Consider the following 16557-nt stretch of genomic DNA (forward strand, 5'->3'; position numbering starts at 1 on the left):
GCCAAAGCGACAAGATCATCGAAGCGGTCGGCGAAGGCCACGACGTGGTTCGCACCACTGTCAGCTACACCCTGTCGGCCAACGTCGAGGACGGCATCCTGCTGGGCACCGCCAACCTCAACTTCGCCGGCAACGCCAGCGACAACGTGCTGACCGGTAACGCCGGCAACAACATTCTGGCAGGCTACGCTGGCAACGATATTCTCGACGGCGGCGCCGGCAACGACACACTGATCGGCGGCACTGGCGATGATACCTACTACGTCGACAGCCAAAGCGACACCGTGACCGAGCTGGCCGGTGAAGGCCACGACGTGGTTCGCACCACTGTCAGCTACACCCTGTCAGCCAACGTCGAGGACGGCATCCTGCTGGGCACTGCCAACCTCAACTTCGCCGGTAACGCCAGCGACAACGTACTGACCGGTAACGCCGGCAATAACATCCTCGCAGGCTACGCTGGCAACGACATTCTCGATGGCGGCGCCGGCAACGACACCCTGATCGGCGGTACTGGTGATGACATTTACTACGTCGACAGCCGAAGCGACACCGTGACCGAGTTGGCCGGTGAAGGTCACGACGTAATCCGTACCTCCGTCAGTTACACCCTGTCGGCCAACGTCGAAGACGGCGTACTGCTGGGTACTGCCAACCTCAATTTCGCCGGCAATGCCCTCGACAACGTGCTGACCGGCAACGCGGGCAACAACATTCTCGACGGCTATGGTGGAACCGATACCCTCATAGGTGGCGCAGGTGCGGATACCTTCAGATTCAGCGCTGTAGGCGATATCGGCCTGGGCACCAACCGGGATGTAATCAATGACTTCAGCAGCCTGGAAGGCGACAAGATCGACTTGAAGTCGTTCGATGCCAACCTGACAGCAGACGGTCTCAACAGCTTCACCTTTATCGGTGCAGCCGACTTCACCGGCGCAGGCCAACTGCGCTTCGTCGACCACGTGCTCTCGGGTAACGTCAGCGGCAACGCCGGTGCGGACTTCGAGATCCAGTTGGTGGGTGTGAACAGCTTCAGCGCCAACGATCTGGTGGCCTGATACAACTGCTACCCGACCTGCTCGCAGGTCGGGACACTCACAAAAACGCCCCGATTATTCGGGGCGTTTTTGTTGGCATCATCCAAGCCAGAGGGCTAGGTCAAAACACCCAATTCCTTGGCCCGCGCCACCGCCTGCGTGCGCCGCTCGACCCCCAACTTGCTGTTGATATGGCTGGCATGGGTTTTCACCGTGTGCAGCGAGATGAACAATTGCTCGCTGATTTCCTGATTCGAACAGCCTTGGGCAATCAAACGCAGCACCGCCAGCTCGCGACTGCTGAGTTGTTCGGCAGCCGCGGACTCAATGACCGGCCGTGCCGCCACCTGCGGAAAATGCGCCAGCAACTGCTGTCCCGCCAGCGCCGATGAGTTGTGCAATTGGCTGCGCAACCAATCCGAATGCTCTCTGACCAGGGCCTCAAATGGCTGTATCACGCCGCCAGCCGCAGCTTCCAGCGCCTGATTCAACGCCTTGCGAGCCTCGGGTTCGCGACCACTGCCCAGCAGCAACATCACCTTCTGCGCCAGCGCCATCACACACAGCAGCTGTCGTCCGGTCTGCTGACCGTTTTCCAGCAACACATTCAACCGCCCTTCAGCGAGCATCGGCTGCCCCTGAATCACATCCAGCAACGCTTGCTGCAGCTCGACGTGCAATGGCAACTGAGGATGAAATTCCGGTGGCGCCGCTGCACGTTCGCCAGTGTAGGTCTGGCCCAGTCGCGCCAGCCAGGCTTCAGCCAGATCGGTACGCCCCTGCGCCAGCCACAGTTCGCATTTGACCAGGGTGATCATCGCCAGGTAGTAGATCGGCGGCACGTCCCAGATGTGCATCAGGCGCTCGGCTTCGGCGAGTTCGGCGAAGGCCTTGGCAAATTCGCCAGCGCTGCCGTCCAGACGGGCGATCACGCAGTGGCCGATCAACACGCTGATATCGCGACAGGCCCGCGCTTCGGCCAGACCGGTCAGCAATCGCGCCCGGGCCTGCTGCGGCTGCAAGCGCATCGACAGCAGAAAACCTTCATACAGGACCAGTCGCGCACGCACCGCGTACAGACGTTGCGCCGACAGCCCGCGCAGACGATCGAGGCCCTGATGCACCTCATCCAGTGCGCGCAGAATTTCTCCACGCGCTTGCAGTACCCGAGCCCGGTCGTAATGCGCCAGCGCCTCGAACAACGGGTTGCCGACCCGCTGCGCCAGCTCGAGGGACTCGCGATTCAAGCCCCGGGCCCGCCACAGGTCGCCATCGGCAATCGCCAGATTGGACAAGGTCGACAGGCACATCAGGCGTTGCCCGTAACGCTTGACCGGCAGGCTTTCCAGCGCCTCGCTGCAATAGCGCTGAGTCAGCTCACGATGCCCGCGGCCCCGGGCGATGATCCCGCTGAGCGCCAGCCACTGTGCGAGCATCGACTTCTGCGCAGAGGCCGAAGGCGCCGGCAGAAAGCGGCTCAGATGACTGGACAACTCTTCGGCGGCATCGAGCTGACAGGCCAGCCCCAGCGCCCAGCTGTACAGCACGATCAAGCGTGGCGTGCTGATCAGCAGACTGTCGGGCAAGTCCATTTTCCAGCGCAGCAGCATGCCGACATTCTGCTCGGCGAGCAGTTGTTCCTCGGACAGGTTCTGCACCAAATTGGCCGCCACATCCAGATGCCCGGCGCGCAAGGCCTGCTCCACCGCTTCGTCCAGCAAGCCTTGGGCATTGAACCAGCGGCAGGCGCGCAGGTGTAAGGTGGCCGCCGGCACCAGCGTCTGAGTCACGGGTCGGCTGCGCAGCAAATCGGAAAACAGATGGTGGTAGCGATACCAGTGACCGTGTTCGTCCAACGGCACCAGAAACACTTGATGAGCCAACAGAAACCGCAGGATTTCGCCGCTGTCGTGGGCTTCGCGCACCGCGTCGCACAGCTCGCTGCAAAAACGCTCTTGAGGGGCGGTGTCGTAGAGAAACGCCTGCACCTCGGCCGGCAGGCAATCGATGACTTCTTCCAGCAGGTAATCGCGAATCAGCCCTTCCCCGCCGTTCAGCGCGGGAGGCAACGCCGCCTCACTGCCGGCCTCGGAGACCGCGAGCAACCAGAAACGCAGCCCGGCGACCCAGCCCTCACTGCGCTGGATCAGGTTTTCCAGGGCCTCGCCGCGCAATGAACTGCTGTGTCGATCAAGCAGCGTCAAGGCTTCATCGTGGGTCAGGCGCAGATCCTGTTCATGCAGTTCGAGCAACTGCCGCGACAGGCGCAGGCGCGCCAGGTGCCAGTCCGGGCGCTGACGACTGGTGACCATGACCAGCAAGCCATCGGGCAAATGATTGAGAAAAAACTGCAGGCAGCGGTCAAGCACCGGGCCTTGAGCGAGATGGTAATCATCAAGCACCAGCAACAGTGGCGCTGTGGGTTGCAGTTGCAGGGCCAGCTCATCGAGCAAGCCGTCGAGCCATTCTTCGAACGCAAACGGCTGATGGCGCTGGCGCATCTTCAACAGGCCGAGCGCGCGGCTGCCCAGATCCGGAAAGTAATCCTGCAAGCCTTCCAGCAACCGCTCGAGAAACCGCCCCGGATCGTTATCCCGCGGGCTCAGGCCCAGCCACAGACTTTGCCAGTGTGCCGGCAGGCTCTGGCAGAACTCCACCGCCAGCGAACTCTTGCCGAAACCTGCCGGGGCACAGACCAGCAACAGGCGTCCACCGAGCCCGGCGCTCAGGCGTTCACACAGGCGCGGTCGCAATACGTAACCCTCGGGCAACGGCGGGCGAAAAAAACGCCCGTCCAGTGTCGCGACAGCAACGCTTGCAGGACCCGGAAGCGGGGACAGATCAGTCATGGCCGGCTCTTGTTTGTAGGGCTATTGGCGGCGTAGCAGATGTCCGCAGACTAGCGGTAAACGTAGAGGGTTTGAAGGTTATTGCTACAAATGACTACAAAAAGACTACAACCAAAGGTGTCAGGCGCCGTGATCGAGCCAGCACAGGCGCACGTCCTCCTTCGGCAGCGCCCACAAAATCAAAGCAAAAAAAACGCCCCGAACCAGTCGGGGCGTTTTTTCGAGGATGCGGCCTCGGGTCAAAGCTTAGCGGATACCGTCCTGGCCCAGGTTGCCTGGCTGGAATTCGCTCTTGGTAGCAGAGAAGCCGAAGTCATACGCCTGCTTCTCTTCGTTCTTCATGCCCAGTGCCAGGTAGCGACCCGATTGCAGGTCATACAGGGTTTCCAGCGCATACCATGGCACTTGCTTGTCGTAGTAGTCCTCGGCATGCGCCTCGGCCACACGCCACAGCTGACCGCGACCGTCGTAATGGTCGATGACCGCTGCCTGCCAGGTGTCTTCGTCGATGTAGAAGTCACGTTTGGCATAGATATGGCGCTGACCCGGTTTCAGGGTGGCGACCACGTGCCAGACACGACGCAGCTCGTAACGGGTCAGGTCCTGGTTGATATGACCGGCCTTGATGATGTCGGCGTACTTCAGAGTCGGCGAATCGATCTTGTAGCTGTTGTTGGCAATGTACATCTCTTTCTTGCCTTCAAGCTTCCAGTCGTAACGATCCGGTGCACCGTTGTACATGTCCAGGTTGTCGGAGGTCCGCAGACCGTCCGCCGCAGTGCCCGGACCGTCATAGGACACTTGCGGTGCCTGACGCACACGGCGCTGGCCGGTGGCGTAAACCCACGCCTTGCGCGGTTCTTTCACCTGGTCGAGGGTTTCGTGCACCAGCAGCACCGTACCGGCCAGACGTGCCGGCGCGGTCACTTTCTGCTTGAAGTAGAACAGGATGTTGCCCGGGTTCGCCGGATCGTAGTCCTTCATCTTGTCGCGGAACACGAACTGGTCCTGGAAATATACCAGGCTGAACGAGCCGTTGGTCTGCGGCGTCGCCTGGGTCACCAGACGGGTCACGCTGCCACCGCGATAGCGCGTGATGTGGTTCCAGATGACTTCCAGACCGTCTTTCGGGATCGGGAACGGGATGGCGGTCTGGAAGTTTTCCAGGCCGTTGCCACCGGCCACCAGTGTGGTGGTCGTTGCGTTTTTCTTGATGGCGGCGAACACGTCATCCGGCACGGTGGCACCGCGATGGGACGGATAGACCGGCATCTTGAAGGTATCCGGGTAACGCTTGAACATCGCGTATTGGCCCGGCGCAAGCTTGTCCTTGTACTGGTCGACGTTCTGCGCGGTGATGGTGAACAGCGGTTTCTCACTGCCGTACGGATCGGACAGGAAGCCTTTGCTGTCGACGGTGCCGGCATTTTTCGCCAGCGGTTTCCAGGCCGGGATCGAACCGTCGGCATTACCCGCCATCTCGGCGCCCATCGGGGTCAGGCTCTTGCCCAGCTTGTCGGCTTCGGCGGCGGGAACGGCCGCCATCACGCTGGTCGCCAGCAGCGACAATCCCAGAACACCGGCGTGGAACAGACTCTTTGTTATTTTCATATGTATGTTCGTCCTGAAAAAAACTGTGCTTAGAAGTTCACGCCGACGCTGAGGGCCACGAAATCGCGGTCATCCACCGTGCTGAAGTCGCCACCGAAGAAGTTGGTGTAGTTCAGACTCGCTGTGTAGGTGTTCTGGTATTCGGCATCGACCCCGAGGCTGACAGCCTTGCGACCTTCTTCGAAGTTGCCGCCAGGACCTGGCGAGTAACCTTTCACGTCATGCGACCAGGCCACGTTCGGCTTGAGGTTCACACCGGCGAACACGTCGCTGTAATCCCAGATCGCACGAGCGCGATAGCCCCACGAGGTGGCGGTGGTGAAACCGTCGTTGTTGCAGTTGCTGGAAACGTTATCCCGCGAAGCCCCGGCTCCGGCACCGTTGATAGTGGAGGTGTTGAGGATCTGCGAGCAGGTGTTGAGGCCACCGGTCGACGGCAACTCACCCGGGCCGAACACTGGATCGCGGCCGTAGCGAGCTTCGGATTTGCTTTCCAGACCACCGACGTGGGTCACACCGACTTCACCCACCAGGGTCAGACGGTTGGCGCCCATCACCTGATCGAAGAAGTGCGTCAGGGTGGTTTGCAGTTGGGTGATCTCTTTACGGTTGTAACCGTGCAGGTCCTGGCCCGGCACGCCGTTGAGGATCGACGCATTGGTCAACGCGCCACCCAGCGGACGCACGCCGGCGAACAGGATGTCGGTGGAGTTCAACTGCACCGGCGCGTTCGGCCGGTAGCTGACCTCACCGCTCCACGCCGTACCGGTAGGCAGGGTGGTGGAGAAGCTCAAGCCGTACAGGCGAATGTCTTCAGGGTATTCGATGAAGTAGTTCGAGTTACCCGCCACCAACAATGGCCCCAGTGCCTGGAACGGACCAGGCAATGCCGCCACGCCGTTATAGATCCGCTGTGGCGCACCGGTCGCGCTGAAGATCGGCGCACGGCTGTGGTAGTTCATGAAGTAGGCACCGAACTCGGTGGCCAGCGGGTCGAACATGTACTTGGCGGAAACGCCCCACTGCCCGCTGTCACGCGCGTTGCGGTTAGGCGAACGGCGCACCAGCACACCTTCCTCGTTGACGTCGACGCCAGCGCCGGCCAACGGGCCGAGTGCGATGGCCGGAATGGTCGAACGCTTGTTCAGCACCCGCAGGTTGTCGTCGCAACCGGTGGTGACGATGTCCGGCTGCGAGAAGAACGTGCCGCAGTTGTCGGTCACAGTCTTCTGCCAGTCGATCTGATAGAACGCTTCGGCCGAGAGGTTTTCGGTGAGGCTCTGGGACACGTAGAACATGTTGACCGGGATCAGGCCTTCCTTGATCTCGGCACCCGGACGGCGGAACGCGGACACGTCGATCGGGTTGATCGAGTTGATGCCGCCGCCGATGAAGGTGCTTTCACCCCAGTTCACCACCTGCTTGCCCAGACGCACCGAACCTGGCTCATCGGCAATCGAGTAGTTGTGGTAAACGAAGGCGTCGAGGATCTGCCCGCCGGAAGAACGCGCCGCGACATCGCGGTTGTGGTTGCTGACGTCCTTGTATTCCAAGTCCTGGTTCTGCAGTGCGAAGTCGTACCAGTATTTGCCCCGGACGAAGACCCCGGTGTCGCCGTATTTCAGTTCGAGATCATGGATGCCCTTGAAGATCTTCGAGAAGGCTTGCCCGCTCTTGAAGTTCAGGTGGCCGTTGTCGGAGGTCTGGGACAGGCCCTTGCCGCCGTTGTTGACACCAATAAGGTCCTTGTTCGGCTGCTGGGTCGAAATACTCATGCCCAGGGAGAGCGAGGAGTCGAACTGACCTTCGATTTCACCGACGTTGAAACTGACGCCGAATGCGGGCCCGGCGAGCGTAGAGGCAAGACTGACGGCCAGAGGCAGTTTAGCCCGGCGCCAGAACTGGTTTACTGATGTCATCGACGCTACTCCATGTGCATTATTGTTATGGCAGTGAGTACTTTTAAAAACGCCTGGAAGACCGGGAGCCAGTAGCCGCCCGACGTCACTCCAAAATTGCATCGCCCCGTTTGTGCGTGTGCCCCGTTCTTAAAAATCCTTGAGCGGACTATAGCCAGCAGGTGCTACTGCTTGATCCCTCTAAAGTGTGATTTGCAGCTGCCGGCCACTCTGGAACAGTCCTTTCGCCAGTCCGACACATGTCGGCACGGCAAGGATGGCTGAAAATTCGGATTTAACAAGCCAAGCGCTTGCTTGGTGGGTCTGGCGCGCCATTTTCGGCGCGCCAGCAGACGCTCAGAGCGTCGAGAGGAAGGTGCTGTTGTTGGCCTGCCATTCGGTGATGTCGAGGCGGATGCGCTTCTTGTCGAGCTTGCCGACACTGGTCTTGGGAATTTCCGTAACAAGGGCGATCTGGCTCGGAATCGCCCACTTGCTCAGGTGCCCCAATTCCACGAACGGCTTGAGGTGTTCCTTGAGCTCGCGGGCACCGATCTCGTGCCCTTCGCGGATCACCAGCAGCGCAAATGGCCGCTCGCCCCACTGCGGATCGGCAATCCCCACCACTGCTACTTCACGTACCGCGACGTGACGGCTGATCAGGTCTTCGAGGTCCAGCGAAGAGATCCATTCGCCGCCGGTCTTGATCACGTCCTTGATCCGGTCGCGGATATCGATCACGCCCATGCTGTCGAGGGTGGCCACATCGCCGGTGTGCAGCCAGCCGCCGGCCCACAACTCGGCGCCCTTCTGCGGTTCGTTGAAATAACCTTCGGTGAGCCACGGCGCGCGCAGCACCAGTTCGCCCTGGGTTTCGCCGTCGGCGGGCAGGAAGTTGCCTTCGCTGTCGACGATCGCCGCTTCCACCAGCGGCCCCGGCACACCGGCCTTGATCCGGTAAGTGGTGCGCTCGTCTTCGGTGCCGGCCATCAGTTCGTCGTTCAAATGCGCGCACGAGACCAGTGGCCCGGTCTCCGACATGCCGTACGCCGCCGTCAGCTGAATGCCCCGGGCCTTGGCGGTTTCATACAGTGTGCGGTTGAGCGCGCTGCCGCCGATGACGATTTTCCAGCCGCCGAAATCGGTGCCTTGCGCGCCCTTGGCGTTGAGCAGCATTTGCAGGATGGTCGGCACGCAATGAGAGAACGTGACCTTTTCCTTGCGCCACAGCTCGACCAGCAATTCCGGATCGTAACGCCCCGGATAAACCTGCTTGAGACCGAGCATGGTCGCCACGTACGGCAGCCCCCAGGCATGCACATGGAACATCGGGGTGATCGGCATGTACACATCGTTGGTGCCGAGCAGGCGCACGCTGTCGATCGCGCCCATGATGGTCGACACACCCATGGTGTGCAGCACCAGTTGCCGATGGGTGAAGTACACACCTTTCGGGTTGCCGGTCGTGCCGGTGGTGTAGAACGTGGTGGCGACCGAGTTTTCGTCGAAATCCTGGAAGTCATACTGCGGACTCGCGGCGGCCAGCAGTTGCTCGTACTCGCCGACCAGGTTCGGCAGGTCGGCGGTCTTCTCTGGCAGATCGGTCAGCAGCAGGGTTTTCTCCACCGTGGTCAGGTGCGGCGCGATGGCCTGGTACAGCCCGACGAACTCACTGTTGACCAGCACAAAGCGGTCCTCGGCGTGGTTCATGGTGTAGAGGATCTGCTCCGGCGACAGGCGCACGTTGATGGTGTGAATCACCGCGCCGATCATCGGAATGGCGAACATGCATTCCAGGTAGCGATGGCTGTCCCAGTCCATCACCGCCACAGTGTCACCCGCCTTCACCCCGGCCGCCGTCAACACGTTGGCCAGCCGCGCCACGCGCTCGATCAGGGTCGGATAGCTGTAGCGCAACTGGTCTCGGTAGATGATCTCGCGGGTTTTCTCGTAACGGGCGCCGGACATCAGCAGCCGTTTGATCAGCAATGGATACTGGTAGGCCCCATCGGCCGGGGGAATGACGCGAGTCTGCAACATATGAATCCCTTTTCTGGCTGCACGGTGTTGGCGTAGAGAGCGTAACTCTAGAGCCGTTATACCCCAGCCAAATCAGCCAAAGGAATGATTTGCACAGCCGTACAAATGCTAGCTTTGCGCCAGCATTTGTCGCTATTCAGCTCCACTCAGGCGGCTTGTCCTACAGCTGCTTCGGAGGGTGTACGTGGGAAACCTACGGCAGCGAGGAACGTCAACGCACCAAAACCCGCCAGAATCAGGTAAAGCCCGACGAAACCATAGCGCGGCTCGACGTAGGCAATCAGCGGAATCGCCGTTGCACTGGCACCGAACGACAGGCAGTAACGCAGGGCGAACACCCGGGATTGCCACTGCGGTGCAACGAAATTGGCGACCATCGAGTCGTTCACCGTGACCTGGCCGAACACCACGAACATGAACGCCGCCCCGAGCACGATCACTGCCCAGCCATCGACATAGGCCATGCCGTATAACAGCGGTGCCTGAAACAGCGTGAGCACCAGAAACGGCCATTTCAGACTGACCCGGTGCAGCACCTGCCCGATGCTCAACTGCGCCACCGCGCCGAAGGCATACGCCAGGCTGACCACCACGCCAAGGGTTTGCGGCGAGGCGAACAGGTCATGCAAACGCTCCTGAAACAGCTTCGGATAGGTCATGGTGGTGGCGTTGAACACCACACCACCGGTGGCAGTCGCCAGCGCCAGCACAGCGAACACGATGATCATCGAAATCCGCTGACCGGCAGCACCTTTGAGGGCGGTGTGCGGACGCTGCGGGATCGGCTCTTCACGCACCTGCAAGGCAAAACAGAACCCCAGCACGATCGCCACCCCGCCCGGTAACACAAAGGCCGAGCGCCAGCCGAATTGCGCCACCAGCAACCCGGTGAGCAGTGCCGAAAACGCCACGCCGAGATTGCCCCACATGCCGTTGATGCCGATTTCCCGGCCACGGTTCTGCGCGTAGGCCACCAGCATCGCGGTCCCCACCGGGTGGTAGATCGCCGCGAAAATGCCGATCAGGGTCAGCCCGATTACCAGCATCGTCGGGCTGCTGCTCAACCCGGTGAAGATCGCCGAGGCGCCGATGCCAAAGAAAAACACCAGCATCATCTGCCGCCGGCTCCAGTGATCACCCAGCCAGCCGGCCGGTAGCGAACAGGCACCGAAGGCAATGAAGCCGCCCAGTGACAGACCGATCAGCGCGGCGTAATCGAGGCCAAAGGCCTGGGTCATGCCGAGCACGGCGGCGGGAAAAATCAGCATGAACATGTGATCGATCACATGGGCAGCGTTGACGTAGCGTATGACGTTTCGGGATTGATTCATGGCAGCACGCTTGGGTGTGTTGTGGGCGGATTGTGATGAGCGGCCTATGCTAAATTGGCGAAAAAGCGCATATCTGCCATTCAGGTCATCAAACCCGACATGTTGATCAGTCATTTCGAACACGGCCCCGTGAGCGCCTATCCCCGGGATTATCTGGACGGTGCCCACCAACCACTGCACCTGCACCGCGAAGCGCAGTTGCTGTATGCCGTCAGAGGGATCATGCGCGTGGTCACCGATCTCGGTGCCTGGGTGATTCCGCCGAGCCGCGCGGTATGGATTCCGCCGCAGGTCGCGCACGAGATTTTCATGTCCGGCGATGTGCAGATGCGCTCGCTGTTCATCGCCCCCGAACTGTCACCGGCCAGCCTGCAACAGTGCTGCGTGCTGGCAGTGACGCCGCTGTTGCGCGAGTTGATCCTGCGCGCCGTGCAGGGTCCACCGCATGCGGACAATCCGTTGATCCAGCAATTGATGCTGGAAGAACTGGCCGGGCTGGAAAACCTGCCGCTGCACATTCCGATGCCCACTGACCGGCGCCTGCAAAACATCTGCCTGGCCTTGCTGCACACCCCCGATCACCCCAACACCCTAGAAGACTGGGCGCAGCAGGTCGGCGCCAGCTCGCGCACTCTGGCGCGGCTGTTCCAGCGACAACTGAAGATGAGTTTCAACGCCTGGCGCCAGCAACTGCGCCTGATGGAAGCCCTGCCGCGCCTGCTCGCCGGGGACAGCGTGCAAAGCGTGGCACAGGATTTGGGTTACGGCAGCGCGCGGGCGTTCAGCGCGATGTTTCGCCGTTTGCTCGGGGACAATCCTCGGGAATATCTGCATACCCTGAGCAAGCTGAGCGAACTCGTGTAGGAGCTGTCGAGTGAAACGAGGCTGCGATCTTTTAATCCTCAAAGACAAGATCAAAAGATCGCAGCCTGCGGCATCTCCTACAAGTGAGTGTTGGTCAATGCATCTCGGTGAACGCGAGTTTCACGCCGATGGCGATCAGCACCGCGCCCATGGTGCGGTCGAACCAGTGCCCCATGCGGGCGAAGCCGGCGCGCACGCGTTGCTGGCTGAACAGCATCGCCACCAGGCAAAACCAGATCGCAGTCGCAACGGCGAGGTAAACCCCGTACCCGGCCTGCACCGCCAGCGGGGTGTGCGGGTTGATCACCACGGTGAACAACGACAGGAAGAACAGCGTGGCTTTCGGGTTCAGGCCGTTGGTGACGAAACCCGAAGTGAAAGCGCCGCGCGCAGTACGCACACCGGCTTCCTTGTGCAGGTCATCGGTAACGGTTGGCGCCGGTTGCGCGCGCAAGGCCTTGAAGCCGATGTACAGCAGGTAAGCGGCGGCGGCCCATTTCAAGGCGTTGAACAGCACGATCGATTGCGACACGATCAGGCCAATGCCCAGCAGCGAATAACCCACGTGCAGGAAAATCGCCGAGCCCACGCCCAGCGCGGTCCAGGTGCCGGCGCGTCGACCATGGGTCACGCTCTCGCGCACCACCACGGCAAAGTCAGGGCCGGGGCTGGCCACGGCCAACAGATGGATCAGTGCAACGGTCAAGAACTCGGTCCAGTACATGGGGGCTCCACTTTAATGAGTAAAAACAATTCATCAACTGGCTCAAACCCTGTGGCGAGGGAGCTTGCTCCCGCTCGGCTGCGCAGCAGTCGTAAAACCTGAAACACCGGTGTGCCTGACACAGTACGGTGAATGGGTTTGGGTCTGCTTCGCAGCCCAGCGGGAGCAAGCTCCCTCGCCACAGGGTATTGCGGGCGCTGTGCGTAACCAATTGCTTCATCTGGTAGGCTCGGCAGATTACGCCTTCCGTTCACCGCACAAAAGGTACAGTTGATGAGCAATCCGCACCGCGCCGTATTCCTCGATCACCCGTCTCTGGATCTCGGCGACCTCGACCTCAGCCCGTTGCGCGCCTGCTTCAGCGATCTGCAACTGTTCGCCCAGACCTTGCCCGAACAGGTCAGCGAGCGCTTGCAGGGTGCCAGCGTGGCGATCACCAACAAGATCCGCATCGACGCCGCCGCGATGGCCGCCAACCCGGACCTGAAGCTGATCCTGATCACCGCCACCGGCACCAACAACGTCGATCTGGAAGCGGCCCGCGCCCACGGCATCACCGTGTGCAACTGTCAGGGTTACGGCACGCCGTCGGTGGCGCAACACACGATCATGTTGCTGCTCAACCTTGCCACGCGCCTGGCCGACTACCAGAAAGCCGTCGGCGAAGGTCGCTGGCAGCAAGCCAAACAGTTCTGCCTGCTGGACTACCCGATCGTCGAACTGGAAGGCAAAACCCTTGGCCTGCTCGGTCACGGCGAGCTCGGCGGCGCGGTCGCGCGACTGGCCGAAGCGTTTGGCATGCGCGTACTGCTCGGGCAGATTCCCGGCCGCCCTGCCCGCCCGGACCGTCTGCCGCTGAACGAATTGCTGCCGCAGATCGACGCCCTGACCCTGCACTGCCCACTCAATGAACACACCCGCCACTTCATCGGTGCCCGCGAACTGGCGTCGATGAAGCCCGGCGCGTTTGTGGTCAACACCGCCCGGGGTGGCTTGATCGATGAACAGGCCTTGGCCGATGCGTTGCGCAACGGTCACCTCGGCGGCGCGGCCACCGATGTGCTCAGTGTCGAGCCGCCGGTCAACGGCAATCCATTGCTGGCCGCCGACCTTCCACGGCTGATCGTCACCCCGCACAACGCCTGGGGCAGTCGCGAGGCGCGGCAACGCATCGTCGGCCAATTGACCGAAAACGCCCAAGCGTTCTTCAGCGGTACAGCGCTGCGGGTCGTCAGTTGATAAACTGCGGCACTTTTTTTTCAAGGAGCAGTTATGGATCCGCGCAGTGAAGTACTGCTTCGTCAGGCCGAGTTATTCCAGGGTTCGCTGTTGTTGGCCGGTTTGCCTGCCGATGATCTGCTCGGGCGCCTGCCCAATGCGTTCGGCTGGTGCTGGCACGCCGGCGATCAGGCCGCACTCGATGCACGCTTCGAGGGTCGCAGCCATTTTGGCGTGAACGTGCCGGAGCGCGAGTTCGACAGCGCCGTGGTGTTCTTGCCCAAGTCCAAGGATCTGACCGATTACATCCTCAACGCCGTGGCTGCGCGTCTGGCCGGGCGTGAGGTGTTTCTGGTCGGCGAAAAACGCAGCGGCATCGAGGGCGCATCGAAACAGCTCAACCCGTTCGGCAAGCCGCGCAAGCTCGACAGCGCGCGCCACTGCCAACTGTGGCAGGTCACCGTGGCCAACGCGCCGCAAGCCAAATCCCTGGAAAGCCTGGCGCAGACCTATGAGCTGCCACTGGCCGAAGGCCCGTTGAAAGTCATCAGCCTGCCGGGTGTGTTCAGCCATGGTCGCCTGGATCGCGGCAGCGCCCTGCTGCTGGAGCATCTGGACAAACTGCCGAGCGGCCATCTGCTCGATTTCGGCTGTGGCGCGGGCGTGCTGGGGGCGGCGGTCAAACGGCGTTATCCGCACAATCAAGTGACCTTGCTCGACGTCGATGCCTTTGCTGCCGCCAGCAGTCGCCTGACGTTGGCGGCCAACGGACTGGAAGCCGAAGTGATCACCGGTGACGGTATCGACGCCGCGCCGATGGGTTTGAACGCGATTCTGAGCAACCCGCCGTTCCATGTCGGGGTGCACACCGATTATTTCGCCACCGAGAACTTGCTGCGAAAAGCAGCCAAACATCTGAAAAACGGCGGCGAACTGCGGCTGGTGGCGAACAGCTTCCTGAAGTATCAACCGCTGATCGAAGAGCACTTGGGCGTGTGTGCGATCAAGGCCGAAGGCAATGGTTTCCGGATTTACCGGGCCAAGCGCGGCTGAAAATTAGCACTTGCCGAATGGATTCTGCCTAGGCAGAATCCGCTCCGTCCTAGGGGAGTAGTCTCCCACGAGCGCCAAGCTCGTCCGGCATACGTCAACATACTTGATCCTCAGATCATGGCGTATGCGACCCAAGCGTCCGCACCAGACGGATCGCAGGGTTTGACAAGACCTATGACACGCACACCTTACCCGGGGCGGGAAGGCTGTACGTGTCATAGCCGTGTCGACCCGCCCCTTAGGAAAATCCTGATGCTGGACTCGTTACTCGTTCCCACCGCAATCGTTGCCTTGGCCGAAATCGGCGACAAGACGCAACTGCTCGCGCTGATTCTCGCCGCTCGCTTTCGCAAACCCTGGCCGATCATTGCCGGTATCGTCGCCGCGACCCTGGCCAACCACGCGGCAGCCGGTGCGGTCGGCGCCTGGTTCGGCAGCTTCTTCTCCGATTCGGTGCTGCACTGGATTCTTGCCGCAAGCTTCACCGCCACTGCGCTGTGGACGTTGGTCCCGGACAAGATGGACGACGATGAAGCCAGCACCGCACGCAAGTTCGGCCCGTTCCTGACCACGCTGATTGCGTTCTTCCTCGCGGAAATCGGTGACAAGACCCAGATCGCCACCGTGATGCTGGCGGCGCAATACCCTGAGTTGTGGCTGGTGATCATTGGCACCACGGCGGGCATGTTGATTGCCAACGTGCCGGTGGTCCTGGCGGGTAACTTTGCCGCGGAGAAACTGCCGCTGACGCTGATCCGTCGCCTGGCGGCTTCGGCATTCCTGATTCTGGCGATCGTTGCGGTGTACAAGGCGATGCAGAGCAGTGGCTGGGTTTAACCCCTGCGCCTGAGCCTTGCACATCATTGTGGCGAGGGAGCTTGCTCCCTCGCCACAAAAACAAGGCCCCTTTTGCCCCGACTATCTATCAGGACTTCGGGGCTTTTTCGTAAAGCGGCATCACTTTCGGAATCGCTGCCTGCAACGAGGCGATCCGGCTGGACGACGCCGGGTGAGTGCTCATGAATTCCGGCGGTGCGCCTTCCGAGGCCTTGCTCATCTTGTTCCACAAGGTGATCGCCGCATTCGGGTTGTACCCGGCGCGGGCGGCCAGTTCGAGGCCGATCAAGTCGGCTTCGTTTTCGTTGGCACGGCTGTTGGGCAAGGTCATGCCGTAGTTGGCCACGGTGTCGGCCAGCGCCAGGCTGTCCTGACCCAGACCGAGCAACGCACCGGCACCCTGCTTGGCCATTTCAATCCCGTAGGCTTTGGACATCGCTTCACGACCGTGCTCGCGCAGGGCATGGGCGATTTCATGGCCCATCACCGCGGCGATCTCATCGTCGGTCAGCTTCAGGCTGTCGATCAGCCCGGTGTAGAAAATGATCTTGCCGCCAGGGCCGCAGTTGGCGTTTAGCTCATCGCTCTTGATCAGGTTGACCTCCCACTGCCATTGGGCGGCATCGGGGCGGAAATTCGGCGCCTGGGCGATCAGGCGGTTGGCAATGGCCTGAACCCGCTTGGCCTCCGGGCTGGTCTTGTCCAGTACGCCTTTGCTCGACGCCTCGCCAACGGTCTTCTGATAGGACTGGGCATACATCTGGTCGACCTCTTGCGAGGACAGCATGCTGAACATGTACTGCTTGCGCTCCACCCCTACGGCTCCGCCGCTGGTGGTGTTGACCGACTGACAACCGGCCAGCAACAGCGCTGCGCTCAGTGCACTTACAACCAATGTCTTGTTCATTCAAAAGCTCCCTGAAAACATGCCGCGTATCCTAGGCGGGTAATTGTATCGGCGCCAGATACAACAGACGTGTTGCAGTGTCTTTCGGATGTTTCCCACTTCTGCTGTCGTAAAAAATTCACAGCGCCCGGCAGACCCGCCACCACTGCGTCGCGCACCGATCCATTTGCGACATGCCCCGCTCT

12 protein-coding genes and 1 riboswitch are annotated in these 16557 nt (G+C 61.1%); of the genes, 5 read left to right on the top strand and 7 right to left on the bottom strand.

The window, feature by feature from the left end; translation table 11 throughout:
• Positions 1–1061 (top strand): calcium-binding protein (locus J5M57_RS17065; RefSeq protein ID WP_207847863.1); only part of this gene is annotated, 1061 nt, incomplete at its 5' end.
• A gap of 95 nt (positions 1062–1156) precedes the next feature.
• On the opposite strand, the gene J5M57_RS17070 is transcribed toward J5M57_RS17065, so the two are convergent.
• From J5M57_RS17070 to J5M57_RS17090, 5 genes are all read right to left on the bottom strand, one after another.
• Positions 1157–3889, bottom strand: coding sequence for a LuxR C-terminal-related transcriptional regulator (locus J5M57_RS17070; protein WP_207847862.1), 2733 nt, complete (start codon positions 3887–3889; stop codon positions 1157–1159).
• A 246-nt stretch (positions 3890–4135) separates the two neighbouring features.
• A complete protein-coding gene (locus J5M57_RS17075) occupies positions 4136–5500 on the bottom strand; it encodes a DUF1329 domain-containing protein (RefSeq protein ID WP_064589131.1) in 1365 nt (454 codons plus the stop codon).
• Positions 5501–5529: 29 nt separating this feature from the next.
• Positions 5530–7419 (bottom strand): DUF1302 domain-containing protein, encoded by a 1890-nt coding sequence (locus tag J5M57_RS17080; protein ID WP_207847861.1) that lies wholly within the window; start codon positions 7417–7419, stop codon positions 5530–5532.
• Between the two features lie 336 nt (positions 7420–7755).
• Positions 7756–9438, bottom strand: coding sequence for a fatty acid--CoA ligase (locus J5M57_RS17085; protein WP_064589133.1), 1683 nt, complete (start codon positions 9436–9438; stop codon positions 7756–7758).
• 146 nt (positions 9439–9584) lie between these two features.
• The gene (locus J5M57_RS17090) at positions 9585–10769 is read right to left on the bottom strand and encodes an MFS transporter (RefSeq protein ID WP_207847860.1); all 1185 of its coding nucleotides are present in this window, start codon (positions 10767–10769) and stop codon (positions 9585–9587) included.
• 99 nt (positions 10770–10868) lie between these two features.
• Here J5M57_RS17090 and J5M57_RS17095 point away from each other — a divergent pair, with 99 nt between their 5' ends.
• Complete coding sequence (locus tag J5M57_RS17095; RefSeq protein WP_207847859.1) at positions 10869–11633, top strand: helix-turn-helix transcriptional regulator; 765 nt, start codon at positions 10869–10871, stop codon at positions 11631–11633.
• Positions 11634–11727: 94 nt separating this feature from the next.
• On the opposite strand, the gene J5M57_RS17100 is transcribed toward J5M57_RS17095, so the two are convergent.
• Positions 11728–12357 carry a LysE family transporter gene (locus tag J5M57_RS17100; protein ID WP_169843783.1) on the bottom strand — a complete coding sequence of 210 codons (630 nt, stop codon included), beginning with the start codon at positions 12355–12357 and terminating at the stop codon, positions 11728–11730.
• 273 nt (positions 12358–12630) lie between these two features.
• Here J5M57_RS17100 and J5M57_RS17105 point away from each other — a divergent pair, with 273 nt between their 5' ends.
• The 3 genes from J5M57_RS17105 to J5M57_RS17115 all read left to right on the top strand — a co-directional run bounded on the left by J5M57_RS17105 (position 12631) and on the right by J5M57_RS17115 (position 15465).
• Positions 12631–13596: a 2-hydroxyacid dehydrogenase gene (locus J5M57_RS17105; RefSeq protein ID WP_207847858.1), complete on the top strand. Its 966-nt coding sequence runs from the start codon at positions 12631–12633 to the stop codon at positions 13594–13596.
• A gap of 33 nt (positions 13597–13629) precedes the next feature.
• The gene (locus J5M57_RS17110) at positions 13630–14628 is read left to right on the top strand and encodes a class I SAM-dependent methyltransferase (RefSeq protein ID WP_169843781.1); all 999 of its coding nucleotides are present in this window, start codon (positions 13630–13632) and stop codon (positions 14626–14628) included.
• A gap of 40 nt (positions 14629–14668) precedes the next feature.
• Positions 14669–14791: riboswitch (yybP-ykoY riboswitch) on the top strand.
• Between the two features lie 89 nt (positions 14792–14880).
• Positions 14881–15465, top strand: a complete 585-nt coding sequence (locus J5M57_RS17115) for a TMEM165/GDT1 family protein (protein WP_064589138.1) — start codon at positions 14881–14883, stop codon at positions 15463–15465.
• An 88-nt stretch (positions 15466–15553) separates the two neighbouring features.
• Here J5M57_RS17115 and J5M57_RS17120 read toward each other — a convergent pair whose 3' ends face one another.
• Positions 15554–16372: a M48 family metallopeptidase gene (locus J5M57_RS17120; RefSeq protein ID WP_027612207.1), complete on the bottom strand. Its 819-nt coding sequence runs from the start codon at positions 16370–16372 to the stop codon at positions 15554–15556.
• Positions 16373–16557 lie beyond the last annotated feature (185 nt).

The sequence above is a fragment of the Pseudomonas sp. 86_A genome (genome assembly GCF_017491705.1).
GTDB classification, from domain to species: Bacteria; Pseudomonadota; Gammaproteobacteria; order Pseudomonadales; family Pseudomonadaceae; genus Aquipseudomonas; species Aquipseudomonas koreensis.